Origin of the sequence: Mesorhizobium sp. BR1-1-3 (assembly GCF_020165455.1) — a bacterium.
In the GTDB taxonomy this organism is placed as follows: domain Bacteria; phylum Pseudomonadota; class Alphaproteobacteria; order Rhizobiales; family Rhizobiaceae; genus Mesorhizobium; species Mesorhizobium ciceri.
Map to the genome: position 1 here is coordinate 622,988 of NZ_JAIUIC010000001.1, position 13,907 is coordinate 636,894.

General features: G+C 61.5%; 14 protein-coding genes. 6 read left to right on the forward strand and 8 right to left on the reverse strand.

What is annotated here, in order from left to right:
• Nucleotides 1-7: 7 nt before the first annotated feature.
• Complete coding sequence (gene hmgA / locus LB559_RS03120) at nt 8-1,321, reverse strand: homogentisate 1,2-dioxygenase (RefSeq protein WP_224673008.1); 1,314 nt, start codon at nt 1,319-1,321, stop codon at nt 8-10.
• Nucleotides 1,322-1,408: 87 nt separating this feature from the next.
• On the opposite strand from hmgA, the gene LB559_RS03125 reads away from it, so the two are divergent.
• Complete coding sequence (locus LB559_RS03125) at nt 1,409-1,882, forward strand: MarR family winged helix-turn-helix transcriptional regulator (RefSeq protein ID WP_013532319.1); 474 nt, start codon at nt 1,409-1,411, stop codon at nt 1,880-1,882.
• Nucleotides 1,883-2,021: 139 nt separating this feature from the next.
• Complete coding sequence (locus LB559_RS03130) at nt 2,022-2,528, forward strand: DUF2380 domain-containing protein (protein ID WP_013532320.1); 507 nt, start codon at nt 2,022-2,024, stop codon at nt 2,526-2,528.
• 8 nt (nt 2,529-2,536) lie between these two features.
• On the opposite strand, the gene tdh is transcribed toward LB559_RS03130, so the two are convergent.
• A complete protein-coding gene (tdh, locus tag LB559_RS03135) occupies nt 2,537-3,571 on the reverse strand; it encodes an L-threonine 3-dehydrogenase (RefSeq protein ID WP_224673009.1) in 1,035 nt (344 codons plus the stop codon).
• A 52-nt stretch (nt 3,572-3,623) separates the two neighbouring features.
• Nucleotides 3,624-4,811: a glycine C-acetyltransferase gene (locus LB559_RS03140; RefSeq protein ID WP_224673010.1), complete on the reverse strand. Its 1,188-nt coding sequence runs from the start codon at nt 4,809-4,811 to the stop codon at nt 3,624-3,626.
• A gap of 359 nt (nt 4,812-5,170) precedes the next feature.
• On the opposite strand from LB559_RS03140, the gene LB559_RS03145 reads away from it, so the two are divergent.
• Both LB559_RS03145 and LB559_RS03150 read left to right on the forward strand, forming a co-directional pair.
• On the forward strand, nt 5,171-7,237 hold the full coding sequence (locus LB559_RS03145) for a putative bifunctional diguanylate cyclase/phosphodiesterase (RefSeq protein ID WP_063171870.1): 2,067 nt from the start codon (nt 5,171-5,173) through the stop codon (nt 7,235-7,237).
• Nucleotides 7,238-7,313: 76 nt separating this feature from the next.
• On the forward strand, nt 7,314-8,054 hold the full coding sequence (locus tag LB559_RS03150) for a polysaccharide deacetylase family protein (protein WP_081714379.1): 741 nt from the start codon (nt 7,314-7,316) through the stop codon (nt 8,052-8,054).
• Between the two features lie 71 nt (nt 8,055-8,125).
• On the opposite strand, the gene LB559_RS03155 is transcribed toward LB559_RS03150, so the two are convergent.
• Together LB559_RS03155 and LB559_RS03160 are read right to left on the reverse strand one after the other, a co-directional pair.
• Nucleotides 8,126-8,863, reverse strand: a complete 738-nt coding sequence (locus LB559_RS03155) for a hypothetical protein (RefSeq protein WP_224673011.1) — start codon at nt 8,861-8,863, stop codon at nt 8,126-8,128.
• A 190-nt stretch (nt 8,864-9,053) separates the two neighbouring features.
• A complete protein-coding gene (locus LB559_RS03160) occupies nt 9,054-9,482 on the reverse strand; it encodes a MarR family winged helix-turn-helix transcriptional regulator (protein ID WP_013532326.1) in 429 nt (142 codons plus the stop codon).
• Nucleotides 9,483-9,597: 115 nt separating this feature from the next.
• Here LB559_RS03160 and LB559_RS03165 point away from each other — a divergent pair, with 115 nt between their 5' ends.
• Complete coding sequence (locus tag LB559_RS03165; RefSeq protein WP_063167732.1) at nt 9,598-10,005, forward strand: hypothetical protein; 408 nt, start codon at nt 9,598-9,600, stop codon at nt 10,003-10,005.
• A 143-nt stretch (nt 10,006-10,148) separates the two neighbouring features.
• Here the strand turns inward: LB559_RS03165 and LB559_RS03170 are convergent, their stop codons facing one another.
• The gene (locus tag LB559_RS03170; protein WP_224673012.1) at nt 10,149-12,194 is read right to left on the reverse strand and encodes an NADH:flavin oxidoreductase; all 2,046 of its coding nucleotides are present in this window, start codon (nt 12,192-12,194) and stop codon (nt 10,149-10,151) included.
• Nucleotides 12,195-12,295: 101 nt separating this feature from the next.
• Here LB559_RS03170 and queF point away from each other — a divergent pair, with 101 nt between their 5' ends.
• On the forward strand, nt 12,296-12,757 hold the full coding sequence (gene queF, locus LB559_RS03175; protein ID WP_010915503.1) for a preQ(1) synthase: 462 nt from the start codon (nt 12,296-12,298) through the stop codon (nt 12,755-12,757).
• Between the two features lie 9 nt (nt 12,758-12,766).
• Here queF and LB559_RS03180 read toward each other — a convergent pair whose 3' ends face one another.
• Together LB559_RS03180 and LB559_RS03185 are read right to left on the reverse strand one after the other, a co-directional pair.
• The gene (locus LB559_RS03180) at nt 12,767-13,378 is read right to left on the reverse strand and encodes a hypothetical protein (protein ID WP_013532329.1); all 612 of its coding nucleotides are present in this window, start codon (nt 13,376-13,378) and stop codon (nt 12,767-12,769) included.
• Nucleotides 13,379-13,382: 4 nt separating this feature from the next.
• Nucleotides 13,383-13,862, reverse strand: coding sequence for a DUF3828 domain-containing protein (locus LB559_RS03185; protein ID WP_027163240.1), 480 nt, complete (start codon nt 13,860-13,862; stop codon nt 13,383-13,385).
• Nucleotides 13,863-13,907: the final 45 nt, after the last annotated feature.

The window sequence follows — 13,907 nt, forward strand, 5'->3', positions numbered from 1 at the left end:
TCGGTGCTCAAGACCAGTCGCCCTCGGGCGTGCCGTTGAAACGCTTCTTCAGGTCGGCCCAGCAGTCGATGTAGTTGTCCTGCCGGGTTTCGAGCTCGGCGCCGTAGCGGGTCAGCATCTGCGGAAATCGGGTCTCGAACATGAAGGCCATGGTGTTGTCGAGCTTGACCGGTTTCAGCTCCGCGCGCGAGGCCTTTTCGAAGCCAGGCGCATCCGGCCCATGGGCCAGCATCAGATTGTGCAGGCTGATGCCGCCGGGCACGAAACCTTCTTCCTTGGCGTCGTACTGGCCGTGGATCAGGCCCATGAACTCGCTCATGATGTTGCGGTGGTACCAGGGCGGCCGGAAGGTATCTTCGGCCACCAGCCAGCGCGGCGGGAAGATGACGAAGTCGATGTTGGCCGTGCCCTCCTCGCCGCTTGGTGCCGTTAACACGGTGAAGATCGACGGATCGGGATGGTCGAACAAAAGCGCTCCGACCGGTGAAAAGGTCGCCAGATCATATTTGTAGGGCGCATAGTTGCCGTGCCAGGCAACGACATCGAGCGGCGAATGGCCGATCTCGGTGACATGGAAATTGCCGCACCATTTCACGATCAGCCGGCACGGCGTTTCCTTCTCCTCGAACCATGCGCCAGGCGTCTTGAAATCGCGTGGGTTGGCCAGGCAATTGGCTCCGATCGGGCCGCGATCGGGCAGCGTCAACTTGGCGCCGTAGTTCTCACAGACGTAGCCGCGCACTTCGGCGTCGACCAGCTCGACCTTGAAGACCAGACCGCGTGGCAACACCGCGATCTCGCCGGGCCGCAGTTCAATGACGCCCATTTCGGTGACGAAGCGCAAGGCGCCGACTTGCGGCACGACCAGCAACTCGCCATCGGCGTTGAAGAAATGGTCGTCGGCCATCGACATGTTGGCGACATAGACGTGGGCTGCCATGCCGGTCTGCCCGAGCACGTCGCCAGCGGTTGTGATGCTGCGCATACCGGCGATGAAATCGGTCGGCTCCTTCGGCATCGGCACCGGGTTCCAGCGATACTGGCCGAGCGCCAGTTCATGATCGCCGACATTGGGCGCACTCTTCCACAAGGGATAGCTCGCCGCCTTGAAGCGGCCGGTGTGCTTGACGCTCGGCCGGATGCGGTAGAGCCAGGACCGCTCATTGGTGCCGCGCGGCGCGGTGAAGGGCGAGCCTGAAAGCTGCTCGGCATAGAGGCCGTAGGCCGGCCGCTGCGGCGAATTCCGTCCCTGCGGCAACGAGCCGGGCAGCGTCTCGGTCTCAAAATCGTTGCCGAAACCCGACATGTAGGAAAAGGCCATTGCTTCCTCCCGGAATGGATCTCAATTGACCAAACTGGTTTCATTTGTAACCATCGAAAATGTAACCATCAATGGCGGCTTTGAAAAATGGCGATCAGGAGCGAAGCGTCCGACGCGGCTGAAATTCTCAATCTGGAAAACTTCCTGCCCTACCGGCTCTACCGGCTTGCCGACGCCGTCAGCCGCGAATTTTCGAGGATATACAAGGACAGCCATGGCCTGACGCGGCCGGAATGGCGCACCCTTTCGGGGCTGGGGCAGCATGGAACGATGACTGCGACCGAACTCGGCGAGCAATCGGCTATGCACAAGACCAAGGTTTCACGCGCCGTGGCTGAACTCGAACGGCGGCGTTGGCTTGTGCGTACGCCAGATGAGAATGATCGCCGGGTCGAGCATCTGTCGCTGACGAAGGCGGGGCTGGCCGCCTACCGCGAGATGGTGCCGCTGGCGAAGGCGTTCGAACGGGATTTGCTGGCAAGGCTCAGCGCTGAAGAGCGCACGGCGATCACCAGCGGACTGGCTGCATTGGAGACCAGTCTGGTCCCGAGCAAGAGCTAAGATCAAGCCAATCACTCTGAACGACGGAGTTCGAGCGAGACTGCGTGAAAACTCCCGAAGCATAGCATTGCTTTCGATTTAATCGTGATTTGCGTTGTCAGGCCGCGTATAATGCCCATCATACCGACAGGAGGATACGATGAGCATTCGCACATTAAGTGTCCTGGTGACGCTGCTTGTAGGCACCTGCACATTTGCGCAGGCGCAGCAGACAAAGCCGATGTCGATCGAAGTGTTCCCTTTCGAATTGGAGGACAAGAGCGCCGGGGCGGGAATAATTCCCCCGGATGAATATGACAGGCGCTATCTGTCGGAATCAGCACAAGTTGCTAAGGACATGCTCTCCCAGTCTGGGCGTTTTACAGTAATTGATGTGCCGGCGAGGGATACACAGGCTGCGGCGCCGCACGGATTGCGCAACTGCGCTGGTTGTGAAGGCCCGATTGCCAAGGAGCACGGCGCGTCGCTTGCCTTGCTTGGCGTCGTAACGCGCGTCAACCGAACAGAACATACTATGTTCATTCGCATCCTTGACGCCGAAACCGGGAAACATGTTTCGGAGGGGTTTACCGATCTTCGCATGGGTGCGAACTACGCGTGGCCCCGCTCCGTGAAATGGCTGATGAAAAACAGAATTCTGCGTTAGGGCGGCATCTACCAATCCATCACCACCTTGCCGGAACTGCCGCTGCGCATTGCATCGAAGCCGGCTTGGAAATCGTCGATGCCGATGCGATGCGTGATAAGCCCGGAAACATCCAGCGGCCCCTGCACCAGCGCGATCATCTTGTACCAGGTCTCGAACATCTCGCGGCCATAGATGCCCTTGAGATGCAGCATCTTGAAGATGACCTTGTTCCAGTCGATCTCGAAACCGGTCGGCGCAATGCCCAGAATGGCGATCTTGCCGCCGTTATTCATGGTGTCGATCATGTCGCGGAAGGCGGGGGCTGCGCCCGACATTTCGAGGCCGACATCAAAACCCTCGGTCATGCCGAGTGCCGGCATGACATCGCGCAGCTTTTCCTTGGACGCGTCGACGACATGCTGGACGCCGAGCTTTTTCGCCAGCGCCAGCCGCACCGGATTGATGTCGGTGATGACCACTTTTCGCGCGCCGACGCATTGGGCGACGAGCGCGCCCATGATGCCGATCGGCCCGGCGCCGGTGACCAGCACGTCCTCGCCGACCAGATCGAAGGAGAGTGCCGTGTGCACGGCATTGCCCAACGGATCGAAGATGGCGGCGATCTCGTCCGGCACATCATCGGGGATCGGCACGACATTGTGCTGCGGGATAGCCAGATACTCACCGAAGGCGCCCGGACGATTGACGCCGACGCCGAGCGTGTTGCGGCACAGATGCCCTCGCCCGGCGCGACAGTTGCGGCAATGACCGCAGACGATGTGGCCCTCGCCCGACACGCGCTGGCCGACCTTGTATTCGGTGACCGCTGCGCCGAAATCGGCAACGGTGCCGACGAATTCATGGCCCGTCACCATCGGCACCGGCACCGTCTTCTGCGCCCACTGGTCCCAATTGTAGATGTGCACGTCGGTGCCGCAGATCGCCGTCTTTTTGATCTTGATCAGCACGTCGTTAGGGCCGATTTCCGGCACCGGCATCTCTTCCATCCAGATGCCTGGTTCGGCCTTGGCCTTCACCAGCGCTTTCATCATGTTCGACATGCTTTTGTCCCTTGAAGCTCTTGTTCCGGAATCGCTTTTCGATTCCGGCTTGTCAGGAAATGACGCCGAGTTCGCGCCCGACGGCGGCGAACGCTTCCACCGCGCGGTCGATATCGGCGCTGGAATGCGCCGCCGACATCTGCGTGCGGATGCGCGCCTGCCCCTTTGGCACCACCGGGAAGGAGAAGCCGATGACATAGATGCCGCGCTTCAGCATGCGCGCGGCCATCTCCTGCGCCAGGCTGGCATCGCCCAGCATCACCGGGATGATCGGATGATCCGCTCCGGCCAGCGTGAAGCCGAGCTTGCCCATTTGCGACCGGAACCGCGCAGCGTTGTCGTAGAGTTTGTCGCGCAGCCCATCGCCGTCCTTGATCAGCTCGAACACCTTGATCGAAGCGCCGGCGATCGCCGGCATCAGCGTGTTGGAAAAGAGATACGGCCGTGAGCGCTGGCGCAACCAGTCGACCACCTGGCCTTTGCCCGAGGTGTAACCACCGGAGGCCCCACCAAGTGCCTTGCCGAGCGTCCCGGTGATGATGTCGACCCTGCCCTCGACGCCGCAATGCTCGGCCGAGCCGCGGCCGTTCTGACCGACGAAGCCGACGGCATGGCTGTCGTCGACCATCACCATGGCGTCATACTTCTCGGCGAGGTCGCAGACACCCCTGAGATTGGCGATGATGCCATCCATCGAAAACACGCCGTCGGTGGCGATCAACCGGAAGCGGCAGTCCCGGGCTTCCTTCAGGCGCGCCTCGAGATCGGCCATGTCGTTGTTGGCGTAGCGGAAACGTTTGGCCTTCGACAGCCGCACACCATCGATGATCGAGGCATGATTCAAGGCATCCGAAATAATGGCGTCTTCCTCGCCCAGCAGCGTCTCGAACAGGCCGCCATTGGCATCGAAGCAGGAGCCGTAAAGGATGGTGTCTTCCATGCCGAGGAAGGAGGATATCGTGGCTTCGAGCTGCTTGTGCTCTTCCTGCGTGCCGCAGATGAAGCGCACCGATGCCATGCCGTAGCCATAGCGGTCGAGCGCCTGCTTGGCAGCATTGCGCAAATCGGCGCTATCGGCGAGGCCGAGATAGTTGTTGGCACAGAAATTCAACACCTTGTCGCCGCCGACCTCGATCTCGGCCGACTGCGTCGAAGTGATCACCCGCTCCGACTTGTAGAGGCCTGCCGATTTGAGCCCCGCGAGCTCGCTGTCGATGTGGGAGAGGAATGCTGCGGTCATGACCTAGCCTCGTTTGATGTGGGCCGACTGTCGTCTCGTCCGCGCGAAAAATCCATCGCAAAAACGACCGGATCGGTGGCAAGCAGCACGATGCGGCCCCGATGTCGATCATCACGCGGCCGAGGAACGACGCCACGATAAAGGTTCTGGCCGATGACCGCTCAAATGCCGGTACGGTGCTAAACGAGCCGATAACCATTCCGCGATCTTTCCACGGCCGCCCCTTGCCGGACAGCCGTCGATTTCCGGTCCTGTTAACGTTTGCAGTTCAATGGTGCTCATACAAGAATCCCTAGGCAAGAATCCCTAGGCAAGAATCCCTAGGCAAGAATCCTTAGGCGAGAGGGCCGCCCCCGAAAATGTCGCAGCAGCCGGTGCAAACCGTTTCAGGCAAGCTCATACTGCTGATCAAGGCTGGCTATTGGCTAGCCCTGCTGATCATTGCGGCCATGGTGATCGCCTCCTTCATCCTGCTGCAGCAGATGATGGCCACCCAACAGCACAATCACACCTTGCTCGACATCGTCAGCACACAAAAGACGCTGTCGCAGCGCATCGTCTTCCTTGCCAGTGCAACGGGTGCCGGTTCACGCGACAAGCAACCGGCGCTGGTCAGCGCGCTCAAGCAGGCAACGGCGGAGTTCGAGACCAACTACGACCTGCTGCTCGATCAGACAGGAGCCGATCCGCAATCGCCGGCCAAGCTCGACCCGAAGTCGATCGAAAGCGTCCTCTTCGCCAAGCCCTTCCACCTCGACTATTTCTCCGTCGGGCTGATCGCCAATGGCGACCGCCTGATCTCTGCCTATGAATCGCAATTCAGCGGCAATGGCGGCTACAAGGGCGGCGGCGAACGCGTCAATCTCGACGCCTCAGTCGCCAATGCGACCTTGTCGGGTTATGCCGCGCTCGGCCAGCGCATCACTGCCGACGCCGACGACCGCTCCGAGAAGCTGCTCGCTCTCCATCGCACGCTGTTCTACGCCACAATTGGCGTCATCATACTGGTGGCGCTCTTCATCTTCAGGCCGATGTCGAACGCCATCCTGCGCAAGACGCATGAACTGATCGACGCGCGCAATTCCATGGCCTTCATCGCGGTTCATGACGGCCTCACCGGCCTGCACAACCGCACGTTCCTGACCGATCATTTCGACACGCTGATCAAGGGCACGCACCGGCGTCGCGAACGCCTTGCCGTCGTCCAGCTCGATCTCGATCGGTTCAAGCAGATCAACGATACGCTCGGCCACGCCGCCGGCGACTATGTGCTGGTCGTCACGGCACAGCGCATGCGCGATTCCTGCCGGGCGTCGGATCTGTGCGTGCGCCTGGGCGGCGACGAGTTCGTCATGATCCTCGGCGGCGCCGGCGGCACCGAAGACATCAACATGCTGGCGCGGCGCATCTTGGCGCACATCAACGAGCCGATCGTCTTCCAGGGCACGACCATTCTCCCAGGCGCCAGCGCCGGCATCGCGGTCTATCCGATCGACGCCGACAATGCTGGGGATTTGCTGGTCCATGCCGACCTGGCGCTTTATTCCGCCAAGAAGCTTGGCGGTGGCAACTTCTCCTTCTTCTCCGAGGAACTGCGCCGCGAACTCGATTATCGCAAGCAGCTCGAGCACGACATCAAGGTCGCCATCGCGGAGCGGGCGTTCCAGGTCTATTTCCAGCCGCAGGTCTCGCTGACCAACGGCACGATCAGCGGCATCGAGGCGCTGGTGCGCTGGAACCATGCGGAGCGCGGCATGATCCCGCCCGGCGAATTCATCCCGGTCGCCGAGAAATGCGGCTTCATGCCCGAGATCGGCCGCATCGTCATCACCAAGGCGATCAACGAGGCGGCCAAATGGAATCGCGCCGGCATTGCCTTCGGACGGCTTGCCGTCAATGTTTCCGGCACCGAGCTGCGCGAGCACGATTTCGATGCGTTCTTGTTCGAGACGCTGGAAAAGGCTGGGCTGCCGCCGCAAAAACTGTCGCTGGAAATCGTCGAATCCGTCATCCTCGACGACGAAAAGACAGGCATCGCCGCCAAGCTGCGCCACATCAGGGCAGCCGGCGTCCATCTCGAACTCGATGATTTCGGCACCGGCTATGCTTCGCTCAGCCATGTCAACCCGAACGAGATCGACCGGCTGAAGATCGATCGCCGCTTCGTTCAGAACATCCATGAGAATGGCGACAACTCGAAGATCGTGCGCGCCATCACCGAGCTGGCGCGTGGCCTCGGCATCTCGATCGTCGCAGAGGGTGCCGAAACCGAGGCCGAGCTCGATTCGCTGATGGCGATCGGCTGCGACCAGGTGCAGGGCTACTCCATCGCCTTCCCGATGCCGCACGACAAGGCGCTGGAGTGGCTGACCGCCCGCATGCCGAAGAAGGCGAAGCTGACGGTGCTGCAAGGAAGCCTGGCATAGGTACGGCCGGGCTGCCTTGACAACCGCGTGTGAAGATGGCCGCCTTGTCGTGATCGCAACAGGGATATCGGGGCTGATGACACCGTTTCGGTTTGCCCTTGCGGCACTGCTGATCTTTGCGGCCCCCGCCCAGGGCGCCGATCGCACCATCTATCTTACCTTCGACGATGGGCCGCTGAACGGCACAAGCAACATCCTCGACGTGCTGGAGGCCGAGCAGGTTCCTGCAACCCTATTCATGGTCGGCATGCACGCACAGGCGAGCGCTGCCAACAGAGCGCTCGTCCAGCGCGCCAAGCAGCTTCCTCTGGTGACGCTCGGCAACCACAGCTACAGCCATGCCTACAATCACTACCGGCATTTCTACGGCGACACCGAGGGTGTCGTCGCCGACATGGTACGGGCAAACGCGGTGCTCGGCTTGAAGCCCGTGGTGCATGCAAGGCTGCCGGGGCGCGACGTGTTCAGGCTGCCCTCCATGTCGAAGAACGACACTTCGCTTGGCCTCGCCCAGGAGGGGCATGAAGAGCCCGACTACGAATTTGTCGCGGCCTCAGGCTTTTATCTCTACGGCTGGGACCATGAATGGGTGCACAAGGACAACGGCGAGCCGGTGCAGAGCGTCGACCATCTGGTCAGCGAGATCGATCATCTGTTCGGCTATGGCCGCTTCGTCAAGCCCGGCAAGCTGATCCTGCTGATGCATGACGAGATGTTTCAGGACGGCTTCGACGGCAAGACGAAGCTGACCAATTTGATCGCCGCGCTGAAGCTGCGCCGTTACGCCTTTGGGGCAATCCAGGGCTACGACGACTGAACCGGTGAGGACGGCAAGTTCTTCAGCGGATGTGCATCGGTACCCGATGCTGTCGCATGGCCGGCAAGGCGTCAAAGCACCTCGATCGACTCCCCGCGCAGCTTGTGCCGACGCAATTTGATGTATGTGCGCAAATTAGGCGTCATCTGAAAGCCCACCAGCTTCGTCTCCTGGAGGGGAGCAGCCCACGCCATCGTCTCGTAGCGGGCGCCGTAACCTTCGATGATGGCGGCAAGATTTTCGCGGCCCAGATTCCTGGCCAGAGTGGCGCAGGCAGCAACCCTCGAACGAATCGACTGGCCGTATTTGGGCGCAAACGCCAGTCCGCCGTCCGCCAGGTCATCGACCTCATGGGCAAGCGCCAGGAACAGAATGTCCTCGTCGCCGGTCGGCACACCTTTGTCCACAATGCGCTCGGGATCTCCCGTGTCGAATTTCAGTCCGACCACGCGAGCGACAAGACCCTCGACGCGAGGACCAATTTTTTGCTCCAGCCACTTGCGGTGAGCATCGGTTCGCCTGCTGGATTTGCCGTCCGGATACTGGCCTCCGTCATAGGCGGCGTGAAACATAGCAGCGAGGACAAGATCGACGCTTTTGTCGAAATGCGCGACCGACGACGCAGCTCCCACCGCATGGCAGATGAAAGGCCGTCCCGTCTTGCGATAACGGCCGTTGAACATCGCGCAACACACACGATACGCCTTCTGCACCCGGGCGATATCGGCAAGCGGATATCCAGCCTCGTATAGCTGGATGTAAAGCGCCGTGTTGGTCTGGCGCGGAACGAACAGATCTTCTTTGGTCAACTTGTCCCCCCGAACGTTGTTAGGTTTTCCGGCGACTTCTCGCTGCCGAAGCCAGCGGCTTCGGTATTCTTGCACAGATTTTGCAGAAGAGTTGAGCCTGACCTCTCCCCACCAGGATCAGCCGGACAATGGAACGTTACAAATGTGATGAGGGAAGTCCAGTCCAAGGAAATTCTTGGTCCGTCGGGTTCTATCCCCCGACATTGCCCCGCAACACAGCCAGCACCTGCGCGAACTCCGCCAGACGCTCGTCGGTCAATCCCACTCGCAGCCGCTTGTCGAAGACGAGCGCGGCCTTTCGCAGTGTCTCGAACATCGCTTCTCCGGCCTCGGTCAATTCGACCAGATGAACCCGGCGGTTGACGGGGTCGCGGCGGCGCATCAGCAGGCCCTGCGCCTCCATGGCGTTGAGATGATGGGTCAGCGTCGCGCCCTGGATACCGATCATGCCGGCAAGCTCGCGCTGGTTGGCAAGGTTGCTCGACTTGACCGATAGCAGCGTGAGCCAGATCGGCAATGTACCTCCAGCCTCGACCAGGGCAGCATCGAAGGCCTGGGCAACCAGCTTGGCGGTTCGTCCGAGATTCATGCCGACTGGCGGGCGGTCAAAGGGTGTCATTGCAGGACCCTAGACGGTGTCATGCACGGATGGAACTGGCACGACTTATATATTGACATCTAACCGTTCGATATCTAATCATCTAGAGATGGCGGGCTAAAGAGGAAATCCGGTCATGCAATATGTCTACATCGTCGTTATCGGTCTTCATGTCATGGCAGGCGTATTCTGGGCGGGCACGACCATCGCGGTCGGCCGTGACCCGGACATCCGGGCGGAACGGTTCTTCCGGCCGCAAATGGGCGCTGCCGGCCTGGTTTTCCTGACCGGCATACTGCTCTGGTATTTCTTTCACGAGGGTGTTTTCGGCTCGATGGAGAAGGTGCTGGCGCTGGGCATCGTGACGGCCCTGATCGCCGCCGGCGTGCAAGGCGCGCTGGTAGGCTCAACCAGCAGGCAGCTTGCCGGTGCTGATGCGGCAACGGAAAGGCAGTTGCGCGCGAAGATGACAAGAGGCGAGCGCATCGCCGGGGGGCTGTTGGTGCTGACAGTGCTGTGCATGGCCACCGCCAGAATGTTTTGAACGCCGCCACGCGGCACACCCTCACAGAATCGTGCGTTGTCTGGCGACGAGCCAATGACGTGCGAGCGCGCGGCCAGACCGAAGTACATGGGCTCTCGTACGCAGGTCCGGCCGCGCGCCACCGATCCTCGCAACGCCCAATTTCAGATCCGCAAGCCGAACCTGATGCCGTCGTAGATGGCGGCATGGATGTTGCGCGAGGCGACCGCGTCGCCGATGCGGAACAGTACAAAGCCGCCTTCTGGATTGCGCTTGGGGAAGATGTCGCCACCGCTCACCAGCCGTTCGTAGTCGACCGCACCGACATTCTTCGACAGCGGCTTCAGCGAGAGATAGAGATCATCGAGCGGCAACGTACCGTGCTCGACCACCACCTGGTCGACCCTGCGCTCGCCGCGCCAGCCATCGGCGAAATCCGATGCCAGTTCGGCGACCAGTTGGTTGCCCTCGCGGCGCACCGAACGCAGCCGCGTGTTGATGGTGATGGTGACGCCCTTTTCCTGAAAGGCGCGCATGTACGGCACATGGTTCATGCCGCCCATTTCCGGGGCAAAGAAACGTTCGGGCGAGACAAGTTCGAGTTTCGAGCCGGCATTGGCGATCAGTTCGGCGGCGCCCATGCCCTGATGGCCGCCATTGTCGTCATAGAGCAGTACATTTTCGGCCGGCTTGACGCTGCCGGCCATGATGTCCCAGCTTGAGGTGACAAGATTGTCGCCGCCCGTCAGCGGCGGGTTCTGCGGCAGGCCGCCGGTGGCGACCACCACCACGTCGGGTGACAGCGCCAGAACATCGTCCTTCTCCGCCCAGGTGTCGTAGCGGATCTCGACGCCGAGCCGGGCGAGTTCAGCCAGCCGCCAGTCGATGATGCCGATCAGCTCCTTGCGGCGCGGATTCTGCGTCGCCAGTCGAATTTGGCCGCCGGCCTGGCTCGATGCTTCAAGCACCGTCACCTTGTGGCCGCGCTCGGCTGCGACCCGCGCAACCTCCAGCCCGCCGGCGCCGGCTCCGATGACCACGATTTTCTGCTTCGGTCCTTCGGTCTTGACGATGATATGCGGGATTTCGGCCTCGCGGCCAGTCGCGGCATTGTGGACGCAAAGCGCTTCGCCGCCCTCATAAATGCGGTCGAGACAATAGGTGGCGCCCACGCACGGGCGGATCTCATGCTCGCGGCCCTCCATCACCTTTTTGATGATGTGCGGATCGGCGATATGGGCGCGGGTCATGCCGACCATGTCGAGCTTGCCGGTGGCAATGGCGTGGCGTGCGGTGGCCACGTCGGATATGCGCGCCGCGTGGAAGGTCGGGAATTTCGTCGCCGCCCTCACCTCTCCGGCGAAATCGAGATGCGGCGACGAGCGCATGCCGGCCACCGGTATGACCTTGGTCAGCGCCGCATCGCTTTCGATCGAGCCGCGGATGATGTTGAGGAAATCGACCTTGCCGGAATTGGCCAGCCGCCTGGCGATCTCGATGCCCTCCTGTTTGGACAGGCCTTTTTCGAAATCTTCGTCAGCGACCATGCGGATGCCGACGACGAATTTCTCGCCGACCGACGCACGCACGGCATCAAGCACCATGTTGGTGAAGCGCAGGCGGTTGTCGAGCGAGCCGCCGAATTCGTCGTCGCGATGGTTGGTGGCCGGCGACCAGAAGCCGTCCATCAGATGGCCGTAGGATTCGAACTCGATGCCGTCCAGGCCGGCGGCCTGACAGCGCTGGGCGGCCGAAGCATAGTCGGCGACGATGCGCTCGATGTCCCAGTCCTCGATGGTTTTCGGGAATGCGCGATGCGCCGGCTCACGCACCGGCGAGGCCGAGAGCACCGGCAGCCAGTCGGCCTTGTTCCAGCCGGTGCGGCGCCCGAGATGGGTGATCTGGATCATCACCTTGCAGTCGTGCTCGTGGCAGGCATCGGCGAGCTCGGCCAGCCACGGCACGATCCTGTCGTCATAGACATGCAGATTGCCGAAAGCGGCCGGGCTGTCGCGCGAGACGATCGCCGAGCCGGCGGTCATGGTCAGCGCCATACCGCCCTTGGCCTTCTCGGCATGGTAGAGCCGGTATCGCTGTTTCGGCATGCCGTCCTCGGAATAGGCCGGCTCATGGCTGGTCGACATGACCCGGTTCTTCAGCGTCAGATGTTTGAGCTGGTAGGGCTGGAGAAGCGGATCGTTGGAGGTCATCGTCTTCCTGCGGTTTCAAATTGTGCTAATGAGCGGCAAAATTCGTTTTCAAGCATGTCGTCCCGCACGCACTCCGGGCGCATGCGACAAGGATTGGGCCCATGATCGACACCAAAACTCTCACCCAGCTCGGTGCGCACGTCGAGACGCCACAAAGCCCCGAAGCAGCGGTCCTGGAGACCGTACCGTTTTCGCGCGGCGACGGGCCGCCGGCGATCGTGCGCTTCACCTGCCCGGAATTCACCTCGCTGTGCCCGGTCACCGGCCAGCCGGACTTCGCCCATATCGTCATCGACTACGCACCCGATGCGGCTCTGGTGGAATCGAAGTCGCTCAAGCTGTTCATGACCTCGTTTCGCAACCATGGCGCCTTCCATGAAGACTGCACCGTCATGATCGGCCGCCGCATCGTGGCGGCAACCAAGCCGCTGTGGTTGCGCATAGGCGGCTATTGGTATCCACGCGGCGGCATTCCGATCGATGTGTTCTGGCAAACCGGCGCTCCGCCGGAAGGCGCCTGGCTCCCCGACACCGGGGTGGCGCCCTATCGCGGGCGGGGTTGAGCTCGCCCATCATTCGCACTGATATTGGCTGAGTGCCCATTCGCCGGTCACCGACAACAGGTCCGTGATCTTCCAGTCGCCATCGACCTTCTTGAATTTCCATTCCAGCCGGTGCGGGTTGCCCGATATGACGAAGGCGACGATGACCTTGGCCTGGTCACCGTTGATCGCCTCGAGCGTCTTCAGGCTCTTGTCGATCTCGGCCTTGTCGTAATCGGCATTGTCGAGCGCCATGTTGGGGTCGAGGCACTCGCCCTGCCCGGATTTGCGCAAGGCGTCGCTCTTGTCGAGCACGGTTTTGGCCGGATCGATGAAATGGCTTCGCTCGGCCGGATCGATCTCCAGCCCGACCTGATCGTAAAACGGCCGCACAACGGCGGTCGGCGAGCCCGGCTGGATCGGTGCGGCGGGCGCGGCTTCGGCCGGCGACCATCCAACCGGCGGCGTGGCCGGTTCTGCCGCTCCGCCCGGCGCATTTGCGGGCGGTGCAGCGCTGTCGCTCGGCTGGGTGTCGGCCGGGGCGTTTGCCGGCGGCGCACCCAACAAGCCTTGCGCGGCGGCGCCGCTCAGAGCCGCCAGCAGGCACACACCCGACAGTGCCACGAACCGGCGGTGGGCCATCGCTTCACTCCGGCGTCTGGCCGGCCATGCATTCCAGCGCGCTGAGCGTCCAGTCGCTGGTTTTGGAAGCGATGTCCGATATCTTCCACTTGCCGTCGATCTTCTTGAGCGACCAGAGCATTTCACGTTTGGAATCATCGCCTTCCGGAAACAGGCTGAAGGATGCCGTGACCTGTGCGTTGTCGCCATCCTGCTTCTCAGACAGTTTCAGCGTTTTCGAGACGGTTTTCTGATCGAAATCCTGAGCGTCGAGACCAGGATCGAAATCGATGCAGGCGACCTGGTCCGGGTTCTTTTTCGTTGCCTGGTCGTTCAGGTCGAACAGTTTCGTCACCGGTTCGGTGAACCGGTCCCGATATTGTTCGTCGGCCTCGAACTTGACCGCCGGGGCATAGAAGAACTTCACCGCGTCGGACGCCGGTCCGGCGACGGCTCCGGCCGGCAGGGCTATCGAAAGGGCGGCAACGATCACTGTCAGTCGCATGCAGAATCTCCGGCTTTTGACGGCTTGAGCCTATCAACACCACGT

Bases quoted from the DNA above. Each gene is read 5' to 3' on its own strand.
- LB559_RS03130 (WP_013532320.1), top strand. From the start codon at position 2,022: ATGAGCATTCGCACATTAAGTGTCCTGGTGACGCTGCTTGTAGGCACC.
- LB559_RS03145 (WP_063171870.1), top strand. From the start codon at position 5,171: ATGTCGCAGCAGCCGGTGCAAACCGTTTCAGGCAAGCTCATACTGCTG.
- LB559_RS03185 (WP_027163240.1), bottom strand. From the start codon at position 13,862: ATGCGACTGACAGTGATCGTTGCCGCCCTTTCGATAGCCCTGCCGGCC.
- LB559_RS03150 (WP_081714379.1), top strand. From the start codon at position 7,314: ATGACACCGTTTCGGTTTGCCCTTGCGGCACTGCTGATCTTTGCGGCC.
- hmgA (WP_224673008.1), bottom strand. From the start codon at position 1,321: ATGGCCTTTTCCTACATGTCGGGTTTCGGCAACGATTTTGAGACCGAG.
- LB559_RS03180 (WP_013532329.1), bottom strand. From the start codon at position 13,378: ATGGCCCACCGCCGGTTCGTGGCACTGTCGGGTGTGTGCCTGCTGGCG.
- LB559_RS03125 (WP_013532319.1), top strand. From the start codon at position 1,409: ATGGCGATCAGGAGCGAAGCGTCCGACGCGGCTGAAATTCTCAATCTG.
- LB559_RS03165 (WP_063167732.1), top strand. From the start codon at position 9,598: ATGCAATATGTCTACATCGTCGTTATCGGTCTTCATGTCATGGCAGGC.
- LB559_RS03140 (WP_224673010.1), bottom strand. From the start codon at position 4,811: ATGACCGCAGCATTCCTCTCCCACATCGACAGCGAGCTCGCGGGGCTC.
- LB559_RS03170 (WP_224673012.1), bottom strand. From the start codon at position 12,194: ATGACCTCCAACGATCCGCTTCTCCAGCCCTACCAGCTCAAACATCTG.
- queF (WP_010915503.1), top strand. From the start codon at position 12,296: ATGATCGACACCAAAACTCTCACCCAGCTCGGTGCGCACGTCGAGACG.
- LB559_RS03160 (WP_013532326.1), bottom strand. From the start codon at position 9,482: ATGACACCCTTTGACCGCCCGCCAGTCGGCATGAATCTCGGACGAACC.
- tdh (WP_224673009.1), bottom strand. From the start codon at position 3,571: ATGTCGAACATGATGAAAGCGCTGGTGAAGGCCAAGGCCGAACCAGGC.